Here is a 23,844-nt window from a genome sequence, read left to right on the forward strand (position 1 = left end):
TAAACAAAAGCCATTACTATTTGGTGTAATTTGTAGCTGAACAATTAATTCAGGGAAGGTGCAAATATGTTCAAGGCTTTATCTACTTTGTTGGGTGTTGGTTTATTGTGTTCTTGTGCAATAAATACAAACGTGGGTGAGTATGTGCTTGGTGATGTTGAAACTTCAGTCCGAGGTCACAATGTTGAAGTATTTACAGAACGCCAATTAGTGAGCCACAGAGCAACATTTCTTGGCCAGGTTTCGAGCTATTATTGCCAATTAGAAAGTGATATGCATTTACCACAAGCGGGTCCGTTTGATGATATTAATGGTTCTAGAAGTCAACTCCAAGACACTCTTAAAAGTAAAGTACAGCAAAGGGGTGGCAACGCGATTGTATTTGGACAGTGTTATATCAGTGCTCATGCAGATACTGATTGCCAAAAAGCGCTGAGTTGTGAAGGGTTTGCGTACCAAGTTGAATATTAAAAACTTTTACTATTTCCATCTCGTTACTTAAGGTCTGGACTGTGGCGAATTATCCTAACGCTATCCTAGGTTTGATGTTACTTTTTCATGCTTCTATTACCAGTTGTGCTGAACTTAAACCCTTCACTACAGATGGTTGCAGCTCTTTTCCTGATGGAACAATAGAACATAAAAACTTATGGTTGGCGTGCTGTACAGCCCATGATCTTGCATATTGGCAAGGGGGGACTTTCAAGCAACGTGAGCAAGCTGATATAGATTTAAAAGCGTGTGTTGCACAAGTAGGTGAGCAAGAAATTGCAGTATTGATGCTTGCCGGTGTTAGAGTGGGTGGAACACCTTTTTTACCTACTAGCTTTCGCTGGGGTTATGGCTGGCCATACCCTAAGCTTTATGGTGAACTAACAGAGCAAGAGCGCTTACAAGTTGAAAGTCGTCTAGCTGAGCTTAAAACTAAATAACCTATAGCTATCTAAATTCTTTACAGGTTTTTGATGCATCGTTGATCACAGTTGCTTCAGCGCTTTTGGCAAAACGTGATGACATGTAAAGACCTAATTGATGGTCGGGCATTTTAATGCGTGTAATGCCATTAAAGCGGTGAGGCTCAATATCTTTTGCAATCACAGCAGGAAGGGCTGTTATACCAGCTCTGTTCTTAGCCACAAAATCAACGGCTTGTTGCCATGTACTGACTTGATGTTCATGGCTTATCGATTCATTTTTATCAATGCCTAAATATTTAAGCATTAAGGTACGTGCCCCAGTTCCGCGTTTATAGACGATACCATTTTAGTTTGCCTGTCTGCGTAAATTCTCGATACTCAAGTCTGGGTTAGTACTGTGGCTGATTAACTCATATCCAACTTGATAAATTGTTGCTGAGCGAGTCGCAAATAGATCTCTCTGTGGTAACGATAAAAGAGGCATGGCAATATCTACTTCATTGTTTTGCAGCATTTTAATATGCCGTGCTTGCGGTACAGTGATTACGTCGTAGTTGCTATCAAGTTGATTGATAACGCAGCTATAGGCTGATTTTAATTCACCGTTAAATTGTTTGCGTGAGTACTTTAATGACTCGCCATTTTCACTTGATACACCAATAAGCACTTTAGCGGAAATTGAATGACTGAGTGAAATACTCATTAGAGCGAATAAGGTAAATAAAAAACGTAATAAATCCATTTATTAAAACATAATGTGGTAAGAGGTGAGTAATTTAGCAATGGCTACTCATAAATACAATATGGTTGCTGGAGCCAAAGCAGTGTGATTAATTTTACATATCAGCTTGCTGACTATTTCTTACTTTAAAACAATGAAATAAAGAGATTTTTGCTCAGTTAAGCTGAAACTACCGCTGCTAAAATCATGTAGCATTTTGTAGCTTACAGATGAACTATCGAAAGATAAATTAAGAGCTCTGATTGTTCATAACATTGGCTGGGTTCCTAAAATGGAAGATAGGTTATTCACTTACAAAATTACAGGGCATTACCGATATAAACCCTAACATTCACATTAGGCTTCAATTAGTTACCACTTTAATATACATTTAAGATATCGTTTGTACCTCAATTGGGTTTAGTTTAATTTTAACTTATAAGGGATTTATATGAAAAATGTTAGTAAATGCATTGCTAGCTTATTGTTGCTACTTCCGACGACTATTTTTGCTGCTCAAGAAGTTGTGATTGAAAAGTCAGATAAATTTACCGAACTGTCAAAAGGCTTAAAGGTAAGTGTTAGAACTGGCCCTACAAAAAATGCCAAAATTTATGACTTTTCGACCAAAAAAATAACCATCAACGATGAGCATGGTGCGCCTTTTCAACGTTACTATTTGCAAATTGCCACAGCAGATAAAGAATGGGCTAAAGACATCATTACGTTTGATGATAAAACAAATACAATTGACTTAAATGCACTACTTTTTGGTCAATTGGTAGACACTTCTGAACTGAAGAAATTAGACTCAGCGCATGCTTTTTCTTTATATAATCGCCTTGAAAGTATCCTCTCGGAAGAATACGGAACATTTGAACAGGTTTATAATAATGGCCTTGCTGACTATTTAAATTATATGTCGATAGACGCCGGTTTTGAGAATTACATAGTAAGAACCGGGGGAGCGGGCGATAAACTCACAGAATCACTAAAAGAAATAAAGATGCCGCCTCTTGTTGAACACCAACAATTAATAAGTGAGTTTATTAAGGCTGTAAATCAAAAAGACAAAACATGGTTGTTGGCACAGCAAAGACCTAATTCCTCACAGCGAGACTCGGGAATTTATGCGCGCGGTCTAAACGTGCTGTTTGAGTATTTTGATAGCATAGGTAACCCTACAAAGTTTAATATTACCCGAGAAACACAAGGTCGCTCTTATGACCTTAATTCTAATAAATACTTTATTGTTGAATTACTTGAGCACAAAGGCCGAAGAGAAAAAATAGAGATGGAGTTTATGTTTGTAGATACTTATGGTGGCCGTTTCATTGCTGAATACGACATTACAGGTGTTCGTTTTCGTTAAGTAACGGGTTAAGTAAAGTTGAAAAGCCGCAAGTTACGAAAACGTGCGGCTTTGATATTTCTTCGTTATAGCCCTGCTTTTTTAGCGCGAGCAGCGTGTAGCTTTTTATAGCTTTCGATTAAACGAAGGTGCCTGTCTAAGCCCTCAAGCTTCATGCTGGTTTCTGTTAAACCATAGAACATAACATCGCCGTTGATTGAGCCAACGACTGCATCCATCGTTTCTTGACCAAACATACGGGTGAAGCTATGAATGTAATCTTCAATTTCTAGGTCATCGCTGAGTGCGACTTCCAATGTTGCATGCATTGCTTGGTAGAATAGGCCGCGTTCAACAATGGTATTGTCGTTATACTGTAAGAATGCTTCAACAAGCTCCATTGCTGCTTCTAAATCACCAAGTGCTAAGTAAATAAGTAGCTTCAGCTCAAGAATCGTTAGCTGACCCCACACTGTGTTTTCATCAAACTCAATACCGATTAAGGTGATGATATCTATGTAGTTATCTAGTTCACTTTCTTCTAAGCGCTCAACTAAATCAGCAAGTTGATCTTCTGATAAACGATGCAGGTTTAAGATATCCTCGCGGAAGTTAAGTGATTTATTGGTATTGTCCCAAATCAAGTCTTCCACAGGATAAACTTCTGAGTAATCAGGCACTAAAATACGACATGCAGTACCAAGGTCTGAGAACTCAGCAATGTAAGCTTCTTTACCTAAGCTTTCTAAAATACCGAATAAGCTCGCTGTTTCTTCTTCATTGCTACCTGAGAAATCCCATTCAACAAAATCATAATCGTGCTTAGCGCTGAAGAAGCGCCATGAGATCACGCCAGTTGAATCAATGAAGTGCTCTACAAAGTTTTCCGGTTCAAAAACTGCCATACTATTGAACGTTGGCTTAGGTACATCGTTTAAGCCTTCGAAGCTTCTGCCTTGTAATAACTCAGTTAAGCTGCGCTCTAATGCAACTTCAAAGCTTGGGTGCGCACCAAAAGAAGCAAATACACCGCCTGTTTTAGGGTTCATGAGTGTTACGCACATCACTGGGAACTGACCACCTAGCGAGGCATCTTTTACTACAACAGGGAAACCTTGTTCTTCAAGACCATTAATACCCGCAACAATACCTGGGTACTTGTTTAAAACCTCTTGAGGTACGTCTGGTAAAACAATTTCTTGCTCAATGATTTGGCGCTTAACTGCACGCTCAAAAATTTCAGATAAGCACTGTACTTTTGCTTCGGCAAAGTTGTTACCAGCACTCATACCATTACTTAAGAATAAGTTTTCAATTAGGTTTGAAGGGAAGTAAACCGTTTCACCGTCTGACTGGCGAACATAAGGAATAGAGCAAATACCACGTTCTTTATTACCAGAGTTAGTATCGATTAAGTGTGAGCCACATAGCTCACCATCTGGATTATAAATTTCACGGGTATAATCATCTAATATGCCCTCTGGTAGAGAGTCATCATCAGTCAGAGCAAACCACTTTTCATTTGGGTAATGAACAAACTCGCTATTGGCAATGTCTTCGCCTAAGAACTGATCGTTATAGAAGAAGTTACAGTTTAAGCGCTCAATAAACTCGCCTAAAGCTGAGCATAGCGCGCTTTCTTTCGTTGCACCTTTACCATTGGTAAAACACATTGGTGAGGCTGCATCACGAATATGAAGTGACCATACATTTGGCACAATATTACGCCAAGAAGAGATTTCGATTTTCATCCCTAACTCTTCAAGGATGGCCGTCATATTTGCGATGGTTTCTTCAAGGGGTAAGTCTTTACCTAAAATAAAGGTATTACTGTCATCACCTGGTTTTGCCATCAACATTGCTTGCGCGTCTGCTTCGATGCTTTCAACAGTATCGATTTTAAATTCTGGGCCAGTTTGAATAACACGTTTTACTGTACAACGCTCAACAGAACGTAAAATACCCGTGCGGTCTTTCTCAGAAAGGCTTTCTGGTAACTCAACCTGAATTTGGAAAATTTGGTTATAGCGGTCTTCTGGATCAACGATATTGTTTTGTGCAACACGAATACCATCTGTCGGGATATCGCGTGAATTACAATACACTTTAATAAAGTAAGCCGCACACAATGCAGAAGATGCTAAGAAGTAATCGAATGGACTTGGTGCAGTACCATCACCCTTATAGCGAATAGGTTGGTCTGCAATGACAGAGAAATCATCAAACTTGGCTTCAAGCCTGAGGTTGTCGAGAAAATTAACTTTAATTTCCATTAAAAAATTCCACCTTTGTGCGCGTTGTTATCTAAAGCTTTGTTTGCCAGATAAGCGTTTTCAACATAATAGGCGTAATTATCTGCTTTTTCGAAGTAATAGTCTTGGGTAAATCGAAAAAAAACTGATTTTAATGCAATAAGTTTCTGGTTGGGTAAGGAGGAGGCGATAACAAAGCTGTCATCGCTAAAAATTAAACACTCGAACCACGAATAATTAAACGCGGAGGTAAAAGGGTATTCTCTACATCTTCACCACGAATAAGTTTGAGCAGGTTATCGACCAACATTTGTCCGGCGAGGGTGGTGTCTTGCTGTACGGTGGTAAGTGGTGGGTTTACAAAGCTGGCAACAGCAATGTTATCAAAGCCAACAACATGTACATCATCAGGAACCTTGATTTTCGCTTCTTTCAAGGCGCGAATAGCACCAATAGCAATAAGGTCACTGGCGGCAAACAATGAGTTAAAGCGAATGTTATTTGCTATGAGGGAACGAGTCGCGTGATAGCCTGATTCTTCAGTTGAAATCGCATTTGCCATCTTACGTTCGTTTAAAGCCACGCCTTTGGCTAAGAAAGCATCTTTAAAACCTTGGTAGCGAGCAAAAAATTCAGGGCTATGATCAGAAGCATCACCAATAAATGCACAGTCGGTTCTACCTGTTGCGAGTAAATGTTCTGCTGCTAATTTACCACCGCCGTAGTTATCGCAGCTGACTGTTAAATCTGGGCGGTTATCTACGCTTGCACCCCAACAGACAAACTTAGTGTGTTGGTCAATTAAGGTTTTAAATTTAGGTTGATAATCGAGGTAATCACCATAACCAAGCAGTATTAAGCCATCTGCACGGTGGCTGTCTTCGTAATCGGCTTGCCAATCAGAGCTGCTCGACTGAAACGATACCAGTAAGTCGTAGCCTTCTTTTGCACAAGCTCTTGTAATACTGCCCAGCATCGCCAAAAAGAAAGGGTTTATTTGTGATTCATCCGAAGTGGGATCTTCAAATAATAACAGGGCGAGGGTGCTACTTTGTTGAGTTCTTAAGTTACTGGCATTTTTATCAACTTTATAGTTGAGTTGTTTTGCTACCTCATGAACACGTCGACGCGTTTCTTCGTTGACCAAAGGGCTATTTCGCAGCGCGCGAGACACGGTTGACTGCGACACACCCGCATAATGTGCAATGTCAAAAGATGTCGCCTTACCTTTCATATGGTTACCAAATAACAGAAGTAGTAATTGCCATTTTCGGCTATTTAATATTTTTTTCAAGCTATTTGTGACAAGTGGCGTGTGTGTGGCTGTTCTGTACACAGCTAGGCATTTTTTATGCGTATATAAATGCTTTTTCGATACTTAATACGCAGGTTTTATCAATAAATACGTATGCATGCACAAATAATGAAAATTTTTATTGATCCTAATCTGACACCGGTGTCATAATGTCACTGTTTTATCATTTTGTTGTCAAAACGTATTTGGCTGCCCATTCATTTGGGCAGCATTTTTTTAATACAAAAGATAGCTTCTTTGAGGCAATGACCCAAAGTTTAGCAGACACAGTGGCTTTGCCATTGAAAACTAGAAAAATAAGCGGCAACTAGCTTAGACAAATAGAGAAAACATCATGAACACACAGACAACTACAGAATTCGCTCCTATTCTTGTTGCCGATATCGGCGGCACTAACGCTCGTTTCGCTTTAATCACTGACTTTAATGCACAAACTAACCAGTTTGTTATCGAGCACAATTTAACTTTTCCAAGTGCTGACTTTGGCTCTTTAGAAAGTGCGATAAATCAGTACTTCAGCCAAATTTCGTTTCCAAAGCCAAGCCGTGCATGTTTAGCAGTAGCTGGCCCGATCAAAGCAGGCCAAGTTCACTTAACAAACCTTGGCTGGCACTTTAACGTTGCAGATTTAAAAGCTGAGTTTTCATTTGAGCAACTCGAAGTAATCAACGACTTTGCAGCATTTGCCTATGCAGCACCTTATTTAGATGATTCGCAAAATATGGCTGTTAAAGCAGGCCAGGCTGATGAAAATGCGAATATCGCAGTTATGGGGCCAGGTACAGGTTTTGGTGCTGCGTGTTTAGTTCGCACATCACAAGGCAGCGCTGTTCTTAGCTGCGAAGCAGGGCACATTACCCTTGCGGCAGTGACAGAGTTAGACCGCTTGTTAATCACTGAGCTTAAAAAGCAGTTAAATCATGTATCTGTTGAGACTGTGTTCTCAGGCCCTGGTATTGCGCATTTATATGGCGCTATGGCTGCGGTAAAAGGCGTTGAAGCGAAGAATTTAGATGCTGCACAAATCAGCGAGCTTGCAACCACTGGTCAGTGTGAAGTCTGTGATGCAACACTTAATCAATTTTGTGATTGGATTGGCAGCGTAGCAGGGGACTTAGCCCTGACATTTGGCGCATTAGGTGGCGTATTTATTGGCGGTGGTATTTTACCTCGCATGCAACAACGTCTATTATCTAGTCGATTTGTTGAGCGTTTTGCAGACAAAGGCATTATGTCGCAATATACTTCACAGATCCCCGTTACGCTTGTAACACAAGACAACATTCCATTCATTGGTGCTGCTGCGTGTATACATGTTAAAAGTAACGCGTAATTAGCAGTTGGATGTAGAGCGGATGAAGAAAGTAACCATCAACAGTGTCGCCAGCTATGCCGGTGTATCGAAAAAAACAGTATCTCGCGTGCTTAACAATGAGCCTAACGTGAGTGATGCAACGCGCGAAAAAGTACTTAAAGTATTTAAAGAGCTTGATTACACACCAAACCCAATCGCTCGTGGCTTGGCACAAAACCGCAGTTTCATAATTGGTTGCTTGTACGACAATCCGAGTAAAAGCTATATTACACGTGTACAAACCGGTGCTTTAGCGGCATGTCATGAGCTTAACTACAATTTATTGATCCACCCATGTGAATTACGCGGCGAAGAATTAATTAGTAACATTGAGCAATTAATTCAAACCTCACGTTTAGACGGCATTGTACTGACCCCACCATTTTCAGATTTCCCTGAACTTGTAAGCTTTTTGAAGTCGAAAAAGATCCCTTATGCCCGTGTCGCATCTGCGGTACTTGAAGACGACTCTATTTCGGTAAGAAGTAACGACGAGCAGGGAGCGTTTGAAATAACAGAGCATCTTATTAAGCTGGGCCATAAAGAAATCGCCTTCATCAAAGGTCACCCTGATCACAGTGCGACAGAGCAGCGTTTTAAAGGTTATAGAAGAGCGCTTGCGTCAAATGGTATTGAGTTTGATGAACGCTTAGTTGAAGAAGGTAACTTCAGTTATCACTCTGGTGTTGACAGTGCTCGTACAATCTTAGATTTGAACCCTCGCCCAACAGCGGTATTTGCTTCAAATGATTACATGGCAGCGGCGGTATTAAAGCTTGCTACGCAAATGCAGTTAAGAGTGCCAGATGATATTTCTATTGCTGGGTTTGATAATGCCCCAATTGCACGTCATATTTGGCCAGGGTTAACGACCATTGCACAACCAGTTGAAGAAATGACTCAGCAAGCAGTTAAGCAATTGATCACTCATATTGGTGATCCACAAGAGTCGCCTTATCAAGTAACCCTTGAAGCAAAACTCATTACTCGTGAGTCGACAGCAGCAATTAAATAAATTTCATCTTGTTTTTTCACAGTAGCCCGAGAATGAGTGACGCGTTCTCGGGCTTTTTTATTTCAAGCTTAAAAACTTAATGAAAAGCTATAAGTTACTGTTTTTATACCAATCCGCTTAATTAAGTAGCCTATTTTGAGGCAATAAAACCTCGTTGATAACAAGGCAAAAATTTCGTTATTTAGTTGTTCTAAATGAGAAATTTTTAACACAGTTAGCGACAGGTTTAATCCCTCAAAATGATTAAGTATTATTGCGGGTTGGTATTAATTAAAACAAACCCCAAAGCTTGTCTTGTCTATAGGCCTTTGATAGCGGTGCTTCACATGAATTCTACTCATATTCTACTAAAATTTAATTGTTCATTATTTGGTCATTTAAAAAAATTAAACTAAATTTAACAGATAAGGTTGACACCGGTGTCACAGTCATGAGTTAATACAGTGACACCGGTGTCAGGTTGGTTGTGAGAGACAGCCTGTCAGCGTACCTTTGAACGGGTAAATCAAAGTTGCTCAGTACAATTATTTTCGTGGAGTCTGTAATTGTTACTGAGCCTTTATCCTCTAACTATAGAGATGAGTCGAATTTATATGTTGCATCCTCGTATCCAAGAAGTCACCGAACGCGTTATCGAACGCAGTAAAGAGACCCGCCAAGCTTATTTAGAGAGAATCGCGCACGCAAAAAAACAAACAAGAGTTCGTGCTGGTTTAGGCTGTGGTAATATTGCACACGTTATGGCTGCTTGTAGCAGCGATGACAAAGCTCGTTTAAAATCAGACGAGCAACCAAATCTAGCTATCATCAACGCTTATAACGACATGCTTTCAGCGCATGTTCCTTACAAAGATTATCCAGAAATTATCAAAAGCCTTGCCACTAAGTTTGATGCTACAGCACAAGTTGCTGGTGGCGTACCTGCTATGTGTGACGGTGTTACACAAGGCCGTGATGGCATGGAGCTTTCATTGTTCTCGCGTGATGTGATTGCAATGTCTACTGCGGTTTCTTTATCGCATGACGTGTTCGACGGTGTTTTCTGTTTAGGTGTGTGTGACAAGATTGTCCCAGGACTTTTAATTGGTGCCTTATCATTTGGTCATTTACCAACGTATTTCTTACCAGCAGGTCCAATGCAATCGGGTATCCCGAATAAAGAAAAAGCCCGTGTACGTCAAAAATTTGCACAGGGCTTAGTAAGCCGTGAAGAGCTATTAGAAGCAGAAAGCGCATCGTATCACAGTGCAGGTACATGTACTTTCTACGGTACGGCAAACTCGAATCAAATGTTAATGGAAATCATGGGCCTACATTTACCAGGTAGCTCTTTCATTAACCCTTACACAGAACTACGTGATGGCTTAACAGGTCATGCTGTAGAAACCATGTTAAAGCAGCTAATCGAAACAAAAGATGCTAACTGCCTTGCAGACGTAGTAAGTGAAAAAACAATTATTAATGGTTTAGTTGGCTTGTTATCAACAGGCGGCTCAACAAACCACGCAATCCACCTAGTAGCTATCGCGAAAGCAGCGGGTGTAATCCTTACTTGGAAAGACATGGCTGACTTATCAGAAGTTGTGCCACTTCTTACACGTATTTACCCGAACGGCTCAGCAGATGTGAACCACTTCCAAGCTGCCGGCGGTATGGGCTTTTTAATGAAGCAACTACTAAGCAAAGGTTACTTACATAACGACGTGAAAACGATTGTGGGTGATGGCTTAGAAGCATACACCACAGAGCCAATGCTAGATAAAGATTCATCAGTGATCATGACTAACAGCACTGGCCCAAGCAAAGTTAAATGGGTAGCGTGCCCAGAAAAATCACACGATGAAGAAGTGTTACGTCCGATTGATAACCCGTTTAGCAAGCAGGGTGGATTACAGCTTCTTACAGGTAACCTTGGTAAAGCTGTTATCAAAGTATCGGCAGTGGCTGAGTCTCACCAAGTTGTTTCTGCACCAGCTAAAGTATTTAGCTCACAAGGTGAGTTACAAGAAGCGTATAGCCGTGGTGAATTAAACACAGACTTTATTGCTGTAATTAAAGAGCAAGGTCCAAAAGCGAAAGGCATGCCTGAGCTTCACAAATTAACGCCAGTAATGGCAACACTACAAGACCAAGGCTACAAAGTGGCGATTGTGACTGACGGCCGTATGTCGGGTGCATCAGGTAAAGTTCCTGCTGCAATCCACTTAGCACCAGAAGCGGTTGAAGGTGGTGTAATCGCAAAAATTCACGAAGGTGATTTAGTGACGCTTGATGCACCAGCGGGTGTATTGAAAGTACACGTAAGCGATGAAGAATTAGCAAAACGTGAATTACAACTTAGCCAACCAAGCCAAACATATGGTACAGGCCGAGAGTTATTCGCAGGTTTCAGAAATATAGTAAGTAGTGCAGACCTAGGCGCAAGTGCCTTTGGTTTAGAATAATAATACGCCGTTACTGGGCTATGAGGAACAAACAATGAGCATTGAGAAAATTTTATCATCGGCACCTGTGGTACCGGTTGTTGTTATCGAAAAACTTGAAGATGCAGCACCCCTTGCACGTGCGCTTTATAACGGTGGCTTAAAAGCACTAGAAATTACTTTACGTACGCCTATTGCGGCAGAAGCTGTAAAGCTAATGAAAGAAGCCGTACCAGAAGCATACGTTGGCACAGGTACTGTGGTTGATAAAGCGACATTTAATGCATCTGTTGAAGCCGGTGCTGACTTCATGGTTAGCCCAGGTGTAAACGACGAATTATTAGCACTGGCTAAAGACACTGATATTCCATTTTTACCAGGTGCAGCAACACCAAGTGAAGTAATGAAATTAGCAAGCCATGGCTTTAAGTTCTTAAAGTTCTTTCCTGCAGAAGCAGCAGGTGGCACTGCAATGCTGAAATCAATTGGTGGCCCTTTACCACAAGTAACTTTTTGCCCTACAGGCGGCATTAGCCTTGAAACAGCACCTAACTACCTGGCACTTAAAAACGTAATTTGTGTAGGTGGTACTTGGATGCTAGATAAACAACTTATTGAAAACAAAGACTGGCAAGCCATTGAAGCGCTTGCTCGCCAAGCAAGTGAAGTAAGATAATTAACGGGAGATATTAGAATGATTAATGTTGCAATTAATGGCTATGGACGTATCGGTCGTAACGTATTACGTGCCCTTTATGAGTCAGCTCAAAACAACGAAATCAAAATCGTTGCAATCAACGATTTAGCACCAGCAAATGTTAACGCGCATTTAACTCAATTTGACTCAGTACACGGTCAATTTTCTCAAAAGGTAACACTTGCTGAAAACACCATGCTAATTGGTAATGACGAAATTACCCTTACGCAAGAGCGTGATCCTGCAAACCTTCCTTGGAAAGCACTAAACGTAGATATCGTTTTAGAATGTACTGGTTTATTCACTTCACGTGACGCAGCGGCTAAACATATTGAAGCGGGTGCTAAAAAAGTAATCGTTTCTGCGCCTGGTACTGACATGGATGCAACAGTTGTTCATGGTGTTAACAGCGAAGTATTAAATGCTGACAGCAACATCATTTCAAATGCATCGTGTACAACAAACTGTCTAGCGCCAATTGCAAAAGCAATTAACGATACAGTAGGTATTGAGCAAGGTAGCATGACGACAATCCATGCTTACACAAACGATCAAAACTTATCTGACGTTTATCACCCAGACTTATACCGTGCACGTAGTGCAACTCAGTCAATGATCCCAACGAAAACAGGTGCAGCTAAAGCAGTTGGTTTAGTACTTCCTGAACTTGCGGGTAAACTTGACGGTATGGCAGTACGTGTACCAACAATCAACGTTTCTTTAGTAGACTTAACGTTTGTTGCTAAGCGTGAAACAACTGCAGCAGAAATCAACGAAGTCGTTAAAGCAGCATCAGAAGGTGCAATGCAAGGTATTCTTGAATACAACGAATTACCGCTTGTTTCTATCGACTTTAACCACAACCCTGCGTCTTCAATCTTCGATTCTACCCAAACTAAAGTAGATGGTAAGCTTGTTAAAGTGATGGCTTGGTACGATAACGAGTGGGGTTTCTCAAACCGCATGTTAGACCAAGTTAAAGCGCTAGGTCAGTTCTTATAATAGAACAGTAAAAGTTTAAGCTTTATCCAACAAAGCCACGTTTATCGTGGCTTTTTTGGTTTTGCTGGATAAAAGCATTTATTCACAGTATCTTGTCTTTAAACATTTTTAGGGGCAGATGATGAATAAATTTTTAATACCTTTATGCCTCTTGTTAGTGTCTTGCTCATCAACACAAGATAAAAACCTACCCGACTTTAATATTCCCAAAGATGTGATAACAAAAGCTAAAGACGACTTCAGACGATCTGATGATAAAATTTTATTTATGATGATGGTTAATCAAGCGGGTGATGTTGTGAAAGTCAGTGTATTAGATAATAAGCTGCAAAATAAGCAATTCTTAAATATGTTTAAAAAGAATATGTATAACCTTAAATATCCAAAAGCTCAGCAAGGGGACCCTGAATTTAGAGAATTCATTTTACCATTTGGTGTAAAAACTGAAGTAGAATTCTATGGTTAATCTCAGTTTATGAGGAAAATAATGAAAAAAATCTTATTAACTACTTCACTCTTTGTAATGTCGTTACTTCCTAGTTATGCTTCAGCATCAGAAGAAGCTCAGCAACTTGCAGTGTGTTTAACTGATTCACTAAATGGCAAAGAGCGGAAAAATCTCGCTAAGTGGATTTATCTGGGTATGTCGACGCATAGTATTATTAAGCCTTTCTCGAATGTGACAGAGCAAGATATAGATGACACTAATCGCTATGTTGGTGCATTAGTTACGCGTTTATTAACCGAAGACTGCCCAAAGCAAGCAAAGGCTGCGATTGAAGTCGGCGGTCAGGGAGCAATGGAAAACGCATTCGGTATTGTCGGTGAAGTTGCAATGCAAGAGTTAATGGCTGAGCCAAGTGTGGGGAATGCTCTAGGTGCATTCGATAAATACCTAGATCAAGATAAGTTTGATAAAGCATTTCAATAATAGTTTAAAGGCTTATTATTTTATAAGCCTAAATCGTTTCATAGGGATATGGATATTCAATAATCTTAGACAGTTATTCGCTAATAACTGGTTATGCACACATAATAGTAATGGTCTAGCGGATATTTGTTCCTAAATTCTTCTGTGTTAAGCTGCAAAAAATTGATAAATGGATTTTTATATCATGACACGTCTTTATCATCGGCTATTTAGGGCTGAGCAGTTTCAAGTGGGTGAAGGCAATATCAGTGGCTATATTGCTTGCTTCTTAGCGATTTTATCCTGTTTAGGGGTGTTAGCCTTTCATTTTCCAGAGTACTTAACGACCCCAGAGCTCAGGCAAAATTACAGTGTCGAGTTTTTACGCCAGCTGATGTTTGTGGCATTGATTATTTCAGGCAGTTTAGGGTTGTTGAACTTTGTTCGTAATACTAATAAGCGGCTCGGTGCAACAGCTTGGGTGTTGATCTTACTTGCTATTGCATTTGGTGGGCCGAATGTTGAAGTGGGTGATTTTAGAGATAATACGCCGTACTTGGGGCTTGATTGGTTCATTCTTGACTTACTTGGCTCCACACTGATTTTTATTCTAATTGAGAAGCTACTGCCGCACCGTAAAGAACAAAAAATTCTCCGCTCTGAGTGGCAGGGTGATTTAAACCATTTCTTTGTTAATCACTTAATTATTGGTTTTGTATTGCTGGCTACCAATCAGTTTGTGCATCACGCATTTGGCTGGGCTGTGTCTGATACTGTACAAGGCTTTATTATTCAACTGCCATTTGTACTGCAGTTATTTTTAATTATTTTAGTGGCCGATTTAATGCAGTATTTTGTGCATAGAGCTTATCACGAAGTACCCCTGCTTTGGCGTTTTCATGCCGTACATCACAGTGCAAAAGAAATGGATTGGCTTGCAGGCTCACGTCAGCATATTTTAGAAATACTCGTGACGCGTAGCTTAGTGCTCACACCTATTTTTGTGCTCGGCTTTCCATCGGATGTTATTAGCCTATATGTCATTATTGTTGGCTTTCAGGCTGTGTTTAACCACGCTAATGTTCGGGTGAAGTTTGGTTGGCTAAAGTATTTGCTGGTTACGCCTCAGTTTCATCATTGGCATCATTCATCTGATAAAGCGGCCATTGACCGTAACTATGCTGCGCATTTTTCTTTTTTAGATTATCTATTTGGTACTGCTGTAAAAGGTCAAGCAGAGTGGCCTGATAAATATGGTGTGGTTGGCGATTACATGCCAGAAGGTATGTTAAAGCAACAGGTGTTCCCGTTTAAAAAGCAAAAATAAAGCCTCACTGAGGCTTTATTTATAATTATCTACACTCATAATCGCGAAACTAGCTCAGAAAAGCGAGGGCGTTTGTCAGAGTTGAGTACTAAGCACTCTTGAGCTATGTCAGCAAGCATGTTGGTAATGTCGTTTTCTTCACTCACTACAGTCAGTAAATCATCGATGAAATAACCAAGGGCACGTACTTCAATGCCTTCTAATAGCAGCTGTTGATTAGGCGTCAGCATTGATAAGTCAGTTGCAGCACCAAAGTCACCAAATAATAACTCGCCATGTGAATTGATCATGCTGTTATGGGCATAAATGTCACCATGGCTTACTTGTTTTTGATGCAAATGGGCGAGGGTACTTGCCATTTGCTTGACAATTTTTAGTACCATTTCTGGCGAATACTGGCTGTTGTCTTCGAATGTGTCACGGGTACAAGTTGCAAGGGAGGGCGGCAAACCAAGATTTGTGAACTCTTTACTGATAAGCTCCATCACTAAACCAAGTTGTGACTCTTCATCAACATAGCCTAATGCTTTTATGAGATTTGGATGCTCACTTGCTTTTAAACAACAATTTAGCTCATCAAGTGGATAGCCATCACTGGTGATCTCGCCTTTAAATAACTTAAGGGCAACAGGACGTTGATGCCAATTGGCCAAATGAATAACCCCAGACGCACCTTGGCCAATCTGCTTTTTAACATCGATTTCATTCAGGGCGATTTTGCTAAACTGCTCACAGTGTAAGTTAGTTGAGCGATTTAAATCGTTACCAGAGAAGGCAAGCCAAGCAAGTTTCGGTAAAGCTAAAAGCCAATCTTCAACTTTTGTAAGCTTATTGGCACTTAAACGGATTAGCTCAAGCTCTTTACAATTAGCCATTGAAGCTGGCAAATCAGTTAACTGATTACCTGCCAGTGCGAGCTTTTTAAGCTTGCTGTACTCACCGAATGTATCAGGCAAAGCGGGAATTTGATTATCAGTTAAGATCAGCCATTCAATCTTCGTTGGTAAACAGTGCGCTTTAAATTCAGTAATTTGATTACCTTTAAATGCCACCATGATTAAGTTTGGGCATTGTCTTAGCACGTCTGGAATATGTTTAAACTGATTAAATGATAAAAACAGCCGTTTGAGATTTTTTAATTTGTAAAAATCGTCAGGTAAATCACTTAGCTGGTTATTAGATAAGTCGAGGATTTCTAACGTATCGGCTAGGGTATAAATTTCTTTTGGCAATTCGGTTAGTTCTGCAACAAGCTGAAGCCGTGTACAACCTTGTAGAGAACCGGCTTTTAACTCTTCGAGGGTATTCAATGTTGATTCCTTTGGGCTAAAGGTAAAAGGCCAACTTGGTTGGCCTTTTTAATTAAAACTGTGCGTTGTGGTAAACGTTTTGTACGTCGTCACAGTCTTCTAGCATGGCTAAAAAGCGTTCCATGACTTCAACGTCTTCACCTTCAATGGGTGCTTCTACTTGCGGCACAAAAGCAATTAGATCTTCGTGGAAATCAGTAATCCCCATTTCTTCAAGTGCTGTACGCGTGTTGTTGTACTCAGTGTGTGGAGCGAATACAGTCACTTTACCGTCTTCAACTTCTACATCTGTTACATCTACATCTGCCATCATTAGTGCTTCTAAAACAGCCTCGTCATCATCACCATCAAATACAAAAATAGCGAGGTGATCAAATAAGTGTGATACTGAGTTTTGCGCACCAATTTTTGCATTCGCTTTTGTAAAACAAACACGTACGTCAGCAAAGGTACGTTTGTTGTTGTCGGTTAAACAGTCAACAATGATCATACAGTTGCCCGGGCCGTAACCTTCGTAGCGAGTTGCTACATAATCTTCGCCGCCACCGCCTTTGGCTTTATCGATTGCACGCTCGATTACATGCGTAGGTACTTGGTCTTTCTTAGCACGCTCAATTAAGCGACGAAGCGCTAAGTTGCCATCGGGATCAACACCACCATTCTTAGCGCAGATATAAATTTCTTTTCCGTACTTTGAATAAACTTTGGTTTTTGCACCCGCAGTTTTTGCCATTGAGTCTTTTTTGTTTTGATAAGCTCTGCCCATCTGCGTGTTGCCTTTTTGTTATAGATAAAAATAAAGCGGTTATTCTAATCATTTAACCTACTAGTTAACAGTGTTTATTCATCGCTTTGCTGTAACTGCCACATTCGTGCGTATTCACCATTTGCTTCAAGCAGTTGTTGATGTTGACCTTGTTCAACAACCTGTCCTTGTTTCATAACAATAATTTTGTCTGCGTCAGTAATTGTTGATAAACGATGCGCAATGACTAAGCTGGTATGTCTTTGTGCAACTTCACGCATAGCGCTGAGAATGGCTTGTTCTGAATGCGAATCTAGCGCCGATGTTGCCTCATCAAATAATAAAATGGGTGAACCCTTTAAAATGGCTCTGGCAATTGCAATGCGTTGTTTTTCACCACCCGACACTTTTAAACCGCGTTCACCAACAAGGGTTTTATCGCCTTTATCTAGGCTGGCAATGAATCCATCTAAATGGGCAAGGCTTATGGCTTTATCAATTTCATCTTCGCTTGCCGTTGGATTCCCGTAGGCGATGTTTTCTCGAATGCTGGTATTAAATAGCACGGTATCCTGCGGTACGATGGCAATTGCTTGGCGCAAACTTTCAAGAGTCACTGTGTTGATTGCTTGCTCATCAATATAAATTTTACCCGCATCAACATCATAAAAACGATAGAGTAGGCGGCTTAGAGTGCTCTTACCTGCGCCACTGGCACCCACAATCGCTACTTTGCTACCAGAAGTAACTTCAAAACTTAACTTATTTAATATTCGCCTTTGTTTGTCGTAACTAAACGACACATTTTCAAATCGGATAGCTGCTTTGGTTGTTTTTAATGGTTTTGCATCTTTGTCATCGCTAATAGCGGCTTTTCGATTCAACAGCCCCAGCATGTTTTCAAGGTCAGTCAGCGCACGGCGTATCTCACGATAAACAAAACCTAAAAAGTTAAGCGGTAAAAATAACTGGATCATATAAGCATTGATCATCACAAGCTCACCTATTGTTAGCTCTTTGTTGACCACTGAGCTGGCACCTAGCCACATTAGCGCTGTAATAGCCGCGGCAATAATAAGTGCTTGCCCTGAATTAAGCGCAAGTAACGATAAACGATTTTTTAGCCTCGCTTGCTCCCATTTAGCTAAAAAGCCGTCGTAGGTGCTCGCTTCATAGTGTTCATTGTTGAAGTACTTAACGGTTTCGTAATTTAGTAAGCTGTCGATTGCACGGGTGTTTGAGTTGTTATCGGCAGCATTTGCTTCACGAATAAATCGGTTACGCCACTGAGTTACAATCACAGTAAAAGCAATGTAACTAGCAACCGCAATTAATGTGACCAGTGCAAACCAAGGTGAAAACAAGGTTGCAAAAATAATGGCTACTGTGATTATTTCAAATAGGGTTGGCACAATATTAAACATCAAAAAGCGCATTAAAAAGCTGAGGCCACTTGTGCCACGCTCTATATCGCGACTGATACCGCCTGTTTGCCTGTCAAGATGAAAGGCAAGTTCTAAACTATGCAAGTGTTTAAAAACTTTTAAGCCAATATGGCGCATAGCGTGCTCAGTAACACGGCCAAATAACGCATCGCGTACTTCACCAAAAAACACACTGGCAAAGCGCAGCAAACCATAGGCGATGAGCAAGGCAATAGGAACGCTTAATAGCGGGTTGATACTCGCATCAACCGCGTCAATTATTTCTTTTAGTGCCCAAGGCATCAGCAATGTTGCGCCTTTTGCAGCAATAAGCGCTAAGACGGCTAATATGACTCGGCCTTTAAAGCTCATTAAATAAGGCCAGAGTGTTTTGATGCTTTGTGATAGGTTCATTGCATCAGGCGATCTCGTCACCTGTTCTTTGCGGCTCATTCCACGCATGAGGGTCTCTTAAAATCAATTTGATAAAAATAGGCAAAAGCTTTCGCGTTTTAGGCAAGTGTAATTTGTTAATTTACCTCTATACTGAATGCATTATACACCAGCGCATTAGCAAATTAGTTAATGCATGAGTAAAACACGAAGAAAACTAAGGAGTAAGCATGAAAACCGTCGGTTATGCAGCACATGATTCTGAAAAACCATTAGAGCCGTATCATTTTGAACGCCGTGCACTTCGTGATGAAGATGTATCAATTGAAATTCTATATTGTGGCGTGTGCCATTCTGACTTACACACCGCAGAAAACGACTGGGGCTGGACTCAGTACCCAGTGGTACCAGGCCATGAAATCGTTGGTCGCGTCCTTGAAGTAGGCAGCGGCGTTACAAAATATAAAGTGGGCGATAATGTTGCTGTGGGTTGTATGGTTGATAGCTGTTTAAGCTGCGACCAGTGTCATAACGGTGAAGAGCAGTTTTGTCGCGAAGGGATGGTAGGAACTTACTCAGGACAAGACCGTATCAGTGGTGAGCTCACTCAAGGTGGTTATTCAAAACACATTGTGGTGCGTGAAGAGTTTGTATTGAGCGTGCCTGAAGGCTTAGACCTTGCTAAATGTGCACCAATTTTATGTGCGGGTATCACAACCTATTCGCCACTACGTACATGGAATGTGGGCCCAGGTAGCCGTGTTGGTGTGATTGGGCTAGGTGGTTTAGGTCATATGGCAATAAAAATCGCAGCTGCAATGGGCGCACATGTTACGGCAATTAGCCGTAGTGATAAGAAAAAACAGCAGGTTTTATCTTATGGCGCAAAAGATTTATTGGTATCGAGCGATGAAGCTGCCATGCAAGCGCATGCAAATCAATTTGATGTGATCATTAATACCATTCCGGTAAAACACGACTTTACGCCGTATATTCCGCTTTTAGATATTGATGGTACGCAAGTATTGGTTGGTCAAGTGGGTGAACTTGAAGAAACTAACTCAGTGCCATTATTAATGGGACGTCGCCGTGTTGCTGGCTCATTGATTGGTGGTATAGCGCAAACTCAAGAAATCCTCGATTTCTGTGCACTGCATAATATTCTGCCAGAAGTTGAAATGATTAAAATGGACCAAATAAATGACGCATTCGATAAGTTAAAGCAAGGTGATATGGCCTCACGCTTTGTTATCGATATGTCATCATTAGAAGTTTAACAAAGTTAAATTACTAAGCGGGCTTAATTAGGCCCGCTTTTATTGTAGTCACTTTTATTTTGTTACTGTTTGTTTAAGTAATAACTTGTGTTTTATTTTTTTGCCCTCATTATATCCCTGTTATCCACTTAATTTATTGGTCAGTTCTTGTTACGGTTTTTCTCAGTCATTTTCTTGCTATTTACTGTGTTCTTTAGCGCACAGAGCATGGCTATGCCTGACACGCACTCACACTTTGCTGCGACTAAATTGTTCCAAGTCGAGCTGACTAAAACCCCAGTTATTTCCCAAACTCATGCAGTTGAACATCCTAAACCGGTAGAACCATCCGGGTTTGATACCCTAGTGCCGCGTTTAACTGCCAGTAATTCATCATTATTTCTTTATCACAGTCAGGTTGACCCTGATTACGAGTTATTAATTGAATTCTTTGCTGAAGACTGGAGAAAAGAGCACTTTTTAGCGCCGCCAGGTGTAGTGCGTGTACTCCCATGGTTTGCATTAGCAACTCAACGAAAATCCCGCATTAGTGGCTGGAAAGACGCCAACCTCTTGTACAAAGCCAATACCACCTTCCATAGCTAAACGACTTCCTTCGTTACTTTTTATTTTTTTTAATTAAATATTTACCGGCTGACAATGCCGGAAGGAAGTCATGTATGTCACATAAATCAAAGCCGGCGCTATGGCGTCGTCTAAAAATGAGTTATGTCGCTATGATAGCGGCGTGTTTTTTATTAGCGGTTAGTGCACTACCTAACCTTTACCCTAACAAATCTTGGTTGCACATTAGCTTGCCAGATCAAACTGTGACGCTGCAAAGTGTGACAACATCACTAAATCAACATGGTTTTGAAGTGACTGAAGCCAATGATAGCCAAGCACTGCTGGCTATTTTATTAGCTGAGCCGACTCAAAGTGCCAATGCGTTGAGCTTTATAAAAACGCAATACCCACAGCTAGATGCTAAAATTGTTGAGCATGCGACAAGCCCACAATGGCTTCAGCAGCTGGGTCTTTCACCGATTAAATTGGGACTCGATTTAAATGGTGGGGTGTTATTTGTGCTTGATGTTGACCTAGATAAAGCAATGCAAGAGCACTTAAACAGTGTGTATCAACAAACAAAATTGACGCTTCGTAAAGACAAAATCCGTGGTATTCGGGCAAGTGAAGTAAAAGAAGGGGTTGAGCTACAAATTTTACCAAGTGGTGAGGAGCAACTCGCAGGGCTTGTATCAACGTTACAAGGCCAATTCAAAGGCCTGATGCAAACTAAATCAACAACGAATAACCTAACCACGGTATTACTGCATTTTAATGAGCAAAGCCAAAACGAATTCAATAAACAAGTTATGGCGCAAAGCTTAACAACCCTGCGTGGTCGCATTGAAGAGCTTGGTATCACTGAAGCGGTAACGCAAAGACAAGGTAAGCAGCGCATTCGCATTGAGTTACCCGGTGTGCAAGACCCATCTGAAGCTAAGCGTATTATTGGTGCAACTGCGACCCTCGATTTTTATCAGGTCGTCGAAGTAGGAGGTAAAGCGTTTAATTTACAAGGCGGTGGCGTTGTTAATTTAAACCCTGTTGCGATTTTTTCAGGTGATCACATTAATAATGCCAGTGTTGGCAAAGATGAATGGGGCAAGCCTTTAGTTCAGCTTAGTTTAGATTCGCAAGGTGGCGATGCGATGTCTGCATTTTCTAAGCACAATATAGGTAAGCCTATGGCCACGGTGTATTCGGAATACTCACGGGATGCAAATGGCGACGTTGTGAAAAAAAGCGAAGTGATCAATGTGGCAAACATTGCCCAGCATTTAAGTTCTCGTTTTAGTATTACTAATATGAAAAGCCCGCAAGCAGCCTACGATTTAGCGCTTTTACTGCGCGCAGGTTCACTCACAGCGCCAGTGACCATTGTACAAGAACAAACCATAGGCCCAAGCTTAGGCAGTGAAAACATTGAACACGGCTTAGCTGCGTTAATGCTGGGCATCGGTATTACCCTTGCATTTATGGCGCTTTGGTATCGTCGCTTAGGGTTGATTGCCAATATTGCTTTACTCCTTAATTTAACGGCTTTAGTTGGTTTAATGTCGTTATTGCCGGGTGTTGTGTTGACACTGCCAGGTATTGCAGGGCTTGTACTAACGATAGGTATGGCAGTTGATACAAATGTGATTATCTTTGAGCGAATAAAAGAAGAGAAACGTAAAGGTCGACCTACTTATCAAGCGATTGAACAAGGCTATAACCAAGCATTTACGACCATTTTTGATGCCAATGTAACAACCATGATCACAGCAATTATCCTATACGCCATTGGATATGGACCGGTGAAAGGCTTTGCAATCACATTAGCGCTTGGGCTATTAACCAGTGTCTTTACTGGCGTTTATATTTCAAAAGCGCTTAGCCAAACACTCTACATTAAACTAACCAATTTGACGGGGGCTAAAGCATGAGTTGGTCAATATTAACTGCAGCGAGTAAAGCACGCGTTTTAGGTCTAGTGCTAAGCTGTGTTTTAGTCATCGCGAGCCTAGGTGTTTTATCTTTAAAAGGACTAAATTTTGGCCTTGATTTTACAGGTGGCTACATCAGTGAAATCAACACAACGTCAGTCACGACAATTGCTGATTTAAAGGCAAAGTTAAGCCCCGAGGTTGCGAGCAAATTAACCATCACTAAAGCAGGTGAATATCACTTTGTTTTAAGAGAAGCACCAGAGGCTAGCAAAGCCAGTACTTGGCAAGCAGAGCTGAATGACCAAGGTGTAGAGTATAGCGTATTATCTAGCTCATTTTTAGGCTCACAAGTGGGTGATGAGCTTTTTGAACAAGGTTGTTTAGCTTTATTTGCGGCGCTGATTGCAATTATGGTTTATTTAGCAGTGCGCTTTGAATGGCGACTCGCGGTAGGTTCAGTGGTTGCACTGTTACATGATTTAACTTTAGTGCTTGGTTTGTTTTCCTTGCTAGAGCTTGAGTTTAATTTAACCGTGCTGGCGAGTTTACTGGCTATTATTGGTTATTCATTAAATGACTCAATTATAGTTGGCGACAGAGTTAGAGAGCTTTTACGTATTCAGCCAGACAATCAAAGCATTAACACCCATGTTGTGATTAATGATGCAATTGGCTCTACGTTAACGCGTACATTGATCACCTCAGGCACAACACTTGCGACCATTGCCTGTATTTGGTTGCTTGCTGGTGCTGCATTAACGGGCTTTGCCATTGCGTTATTTGCAGGCATTGTGGTGGGAACCTTCTCATCGATTTGTATCGCCGCTACCTTGCCGCAGTTATTGGGGTTAAGTTCAGAAAATTACACCCAAACACTGGATGATAAAACCAAAGCCTATATGGATATGCCGTAAGTCAGTTTTATAACTTACTTTCA

At 40.9% G+C, this 23,844-nt stretch carries 22 protein-coding genes and 1 pseudogene; 16 read left to right on the forward strand and 7 right to left on the reverse strand.

What is annotated here, in order from left to right; genetic code table 11:
* Nucleotides 1-66 precede the first annotated feature (66 nt).
* Together AADY36_RS07435 and AADY36_RS07440 are read left to right on the forward strand one after the other, a co-directional pair.
* A complete protein-coding gene (locus AADY36_RS07435) occupies nucleotides 67-471 on the forward strand; it encodes a hypothetical protein (RefSeq protein WP_055020848.1) in 405 nt (134 codons plus the stop codon).
* Between the two features lie 74 nt (nucleotides 472-545).
* Nucleotides 546-932, forward strand: coding sequence for a hypothetical protein (locus AADY36_RS07440; RefSeq protein ID WP_055020870.1), 387 nt, complete (start codon nucleotides 546-548; stop codon nucleotides 930-932).
* A 7-nt stretch (nucleotides 933-939) separates the two neighbouring features.
* Here AADY36_RS07440 and AADY36_RS07445 read toward each other — a convergent pair whose 3' ends face one another.
* Both AADY36_RS07445 and AADY36_RS07450 read right to left on the reverse strand, forming a co-directional pair.
* Nucleotides 940-1,221: a hypothetical protein gene (locus AADY36_RS07445; protein ID WP_342408773.1), complete on the reverse strand. Its 282-nt coding sequence runs from the start codon at nucleotides 1,219-1,221 to the stop codon at nucleotides 940-942.
* A gap of 42 nt (nucleotides 1,222-1,263) precedes the next feature.
* Nucleotides 1,264-1,659 carry a hypothetical protein gene (locus tag AADY36_RS07450; protein ID WP_342408774.1) on the reverse strand — a complete coding sequence of 132 codons (396 nt, stop codon included), beginning with the start codon at nucleotides 1,657-1,659 and terminating at the stop codon, nucleotides 1,264-1,266.
* 229 nt (nucleotides 1,660-1,888) lie between these two features.
* Between AADY36_RS07450 and AADY36_RS07455 the strand changes: the two are divergent.
* Nucleotides 1,889-1,987: pseudogene (locus tag AADY36_RS07455) on the forward strand (DUF1287 domain-containing protein); the annotation flags it as partial.
* A 102-nt stretch (nucleotides 1,988-2,089) separates the two neighbouring features.
* Nucleotides 2,090-3,010 carry a hypothetical protein gene (locus AADY36_RS07460; RefSeq protein WP_342408775.1) on the forward strand — a complete coding sequence of 307 codons (921 nt, stop codon included), beginning with the start codon at nucleotides 2,090-2,092 and terminating at the stop codon, nucleotides 3,008-3,010.
* A 65-nt stretch (nucleotides 3,011-3,075) separates the two neighbouring features.
* Here the strand turns inward: AADY36_RS07460 and AADY36_RS07465 are convergent, their stop codons facing one another.
* Together AADY36_RS07465 and AADY36_RS07470 are read right to left on the reverse strand one after the other, a co-directional pair.
* The gene (locus tag AADY36_RS07465; protein WP_342408776.1) at nucleotides 3,076-5,262 is read right to left on the reverse strand and encodes an OsmC domain/YcaO domain-containing protein; all 2,187 of its coding nucleotides are present in this window, start codon (nucleotides 5,260-5,262) and stop codon (nucleotides 3,076-3,078) included.
* 193 nt (nucleotides 5,263-5,455) lie between these two features.
* Complete coding sequence (locus AADY36_RS07470; RefSeq protein ID WP_055198756.1) at nucleotides 5,456-6,475, reverse strand: LacI family DNA-binding transcriptional regulator; 1,020 nt, start codon at nucleotides 6,473-6,475, stop codon at nucleotides 5,456-5,458.
* A gap of 415 nt (nucleotides 6,476-6,890) precedes the next feature.
* On the opposite strand from AADY36_RS07470, the gene glk reads away from it, so the two are divergent.
* From glk to AADY36_RS07510, 8 genes are all read left to right on the forward strand, one after another.
* Nucleotides 6,891-7,889 carry a glucokinase gene (glk, locus tag AADY36_RS07475; protein ID WP_055020853.1) on the forward strand — a complete coding sequence of 333 codons (999 nt, stop codon included), beginning with the start codon at nucleotides 6,891-6,893 and terminating at the stop codon, nucleotides 7,887-7,889.
* A 22-nt stretch (nucleotides 7,890-7,911) separates the two neighbouring features.
* A complete protein-coding gene (locus AADY36_RS07480) occupies nucleotides 7,912-8,925 on the forward strand; it encodes a LacI family DNA-binding transcriptional regulator (protein WP_054561637.1) in 1,014 nt (337 codons plus the stop codon).
* Between the two features lie 593 nt (nucleotides 8,926-9,518).
* A complete protein-coding gene (gene edd / locus AADY36_RS07485; RefSeq protein WP_062564509.1) occupies nucleotides 9,519-11,369 on the forward strand; it encodes a phosphogluconate dehydratase in 1,851 nt (616 codons plus the stop codon).
* A gap of 34 nt (nucleotides 11,370-11,403) precedes the next feature.
* Nucleotides 11,404-12,024, forward strand: coding sequence for a bifunctional 4-hydroxy-2-oxoglutarate aldolase/2-dehydro-3-deoxy-phosphogluconate aldolase (locus AADY36_RS07490; RefSeq protein WP_342408777.1), 621 nt, complete (start codon nucleotides 11,404-11,406; stop codon nucleotides 12,022-12,024).
* An 18-nt stretch (nucleotides 12,025-12,042) separates the two neighbouring features.
* Nucleotides 12,043-13,047, forward strand: coding sequence for a type I glyceraldehyde-3-phosphate dehydrogenase (gene gap, locus AADY36_RS07495; protein WP_054551438.1), 1,005 nt, complete (start codon nucleotides 12,043-12,045; stop codon nucleotides 13,045-13,047).
* Between the two features lie 121 nt (nucleotides 13,048-13,168).
* Nucleotides 13,169-13,513 carry a hypothetical protein gene (locus AADY36_RS07500; protein ID WP_138600582.1) on the forward strand — a complete coding sequence of 115 codons (345 nt, stop codon included), beginning with the start codon at nucleotides 13,169-13,171 and terminating at the stop codon, nucleotides 13,511-13,513.
* A gap of 21 nt (nucleotides 13,514-13,534) precedes the next feature.
* Nucleotides 13,535-13,978, forward strand: coding sequence for a hypothetical protein (locus AADY36_RS07505; protein WP_342408778.1), 444 nt, complete (start codon nucleotides 13,535-13,537; stop codon nucleotides 13,976-13,978).
* 169 nt (nucleotides 13,979-14,147) lie between these two features.
* Nucleotides 14,148-15,284 (forward strand): sterol desaturase family protein, encoded by a 1,137-nt coding sequence (locus tag AADY36_RS07510; RefSeq protein WP_342408779.1) that lies wholly within the window; start codon nucleotides 14,148-14,150, stop codon nucleotides 15,282-15,284.
* A 35-nt stretch (nucleotides 15,285-15,319) separates the two neighbouring features.
* Here AADY36_RS07510 and AADY36_RS07515 read toward each other — a convergent pair whose 3' ends face one another.
* From AADY36_RS07515 to AADY36_RS07525, 3 genes are all read right to left on the reverse strand, one after another.
* Nucleotides 15,320-16,594: a protein kinase gene (locus AADY36_RS07515; protein ID WP_342408780.1), complete on the reverse strand. Its 1,275-nt coding sequence runs from the start codon at nucleotides 16,592-16,594 to the stop codon at nucleotides 15,320-15,322.
* Between the two features lie 52 nt (nucleotides 16,595-16,646).
* Nucleotides 16,647-17,360: a YebC/PmpR family DNA-binding transcriptional regulator gene (locus AADY36_RS07520; protein ID WP_054561631.1), complete on the reverse strand. Its 714-nt coding sequence runs from the start codon at nucleotides 17,358-17,360 to the stop codon at nucleotides 16,647-16,649.
* 74 nt (nucleotides 17,361-17,434) lie between these two features.
* Nucleotides 17,435-19,177, reverse strand: coding sequence for an ABCB family ABC transporter ATP-binding protein/permease (locus tag AADY36_RS07525; protein WP_446728741.1), 1,743 nt, complete (start codon nucleotides 19,175-19,177; stop codon nucleotides 17,435-17,437).
* Nucleotides 19,178-19,386: 209 nt separating this feature from the next.
* Between AADY36_RS07525 and AADY36_RS07530 the strand changes: the two genes are divergently transcribed.
* The 4 genes from AADY36_RS07530 (at nucleotide 19,387) to secF (ending at nucleotide 23,821) form a co-directional block, all read left to right on the forward strand.
* Nucleotides 19,387-20,433, forward strand: a complete 1,047-nt coding sequence (locus AADY36_RS07530; protein WP_054561630.1) for an NAD(P)-dependent alcohol dehydrogenase — start codon at nucleotides 19,387-19,389, stop codon at nucleotides 20,431-20,433.
* Nucleotides 20,434-20,646: 213 nt separating this feature from the next.
* Entirely contained in the window at nucleotides 20,647-21,018 is a 372-nt protein-coding gene (locus AADY36_RS07535) for a hypothetical protein (RefSeq protein ID WP_150114716.1), read from the forward strand.
* A gap of 74 nt (nucleotides 21,019-21,092) precedes the next feature.
* Nucleotides 21,093-22,904 carry a protein translocase subunit SecD gene (gene secD / locus AADY36_RS07540; RefSeq protein WP_342408781.1) on the forward strand — a complete coding sequence of 604 codons (1,812 nt, stop codon included), beginning with the start codon at nucleotides 21,093-21,095 and terminating at the stop codon, nucleotides 22,902-22,904.
* Nucleotides 22,901-23,821 (forward strand): protein translocase subunit SecF, encoded by a 921-nt coding sequence (secF, locus tag AADY36_RS07545; RefSeq protein WP_342408782.1) that lies wholly within the window; start codon nucleotides 22,901-22,903, stop codon nucleotides 23,819-23,821. The genes secD and secF overlap by 4 nt, the downstream gene beginning before the upstream one ends.
* Nucleotides 23,822-23,844 lie beyond the last annotated feature (23 nt).

The organism is Pseudoalteromonas sp. D15MCD-2 (genome assembly GCF_038562745.1).
Lineage (GTDB): Bacteria > Pseudomonadota > Gammaproteobacteria > Enterobacterales > Alteromonadaceae > Pseudoalteromonas.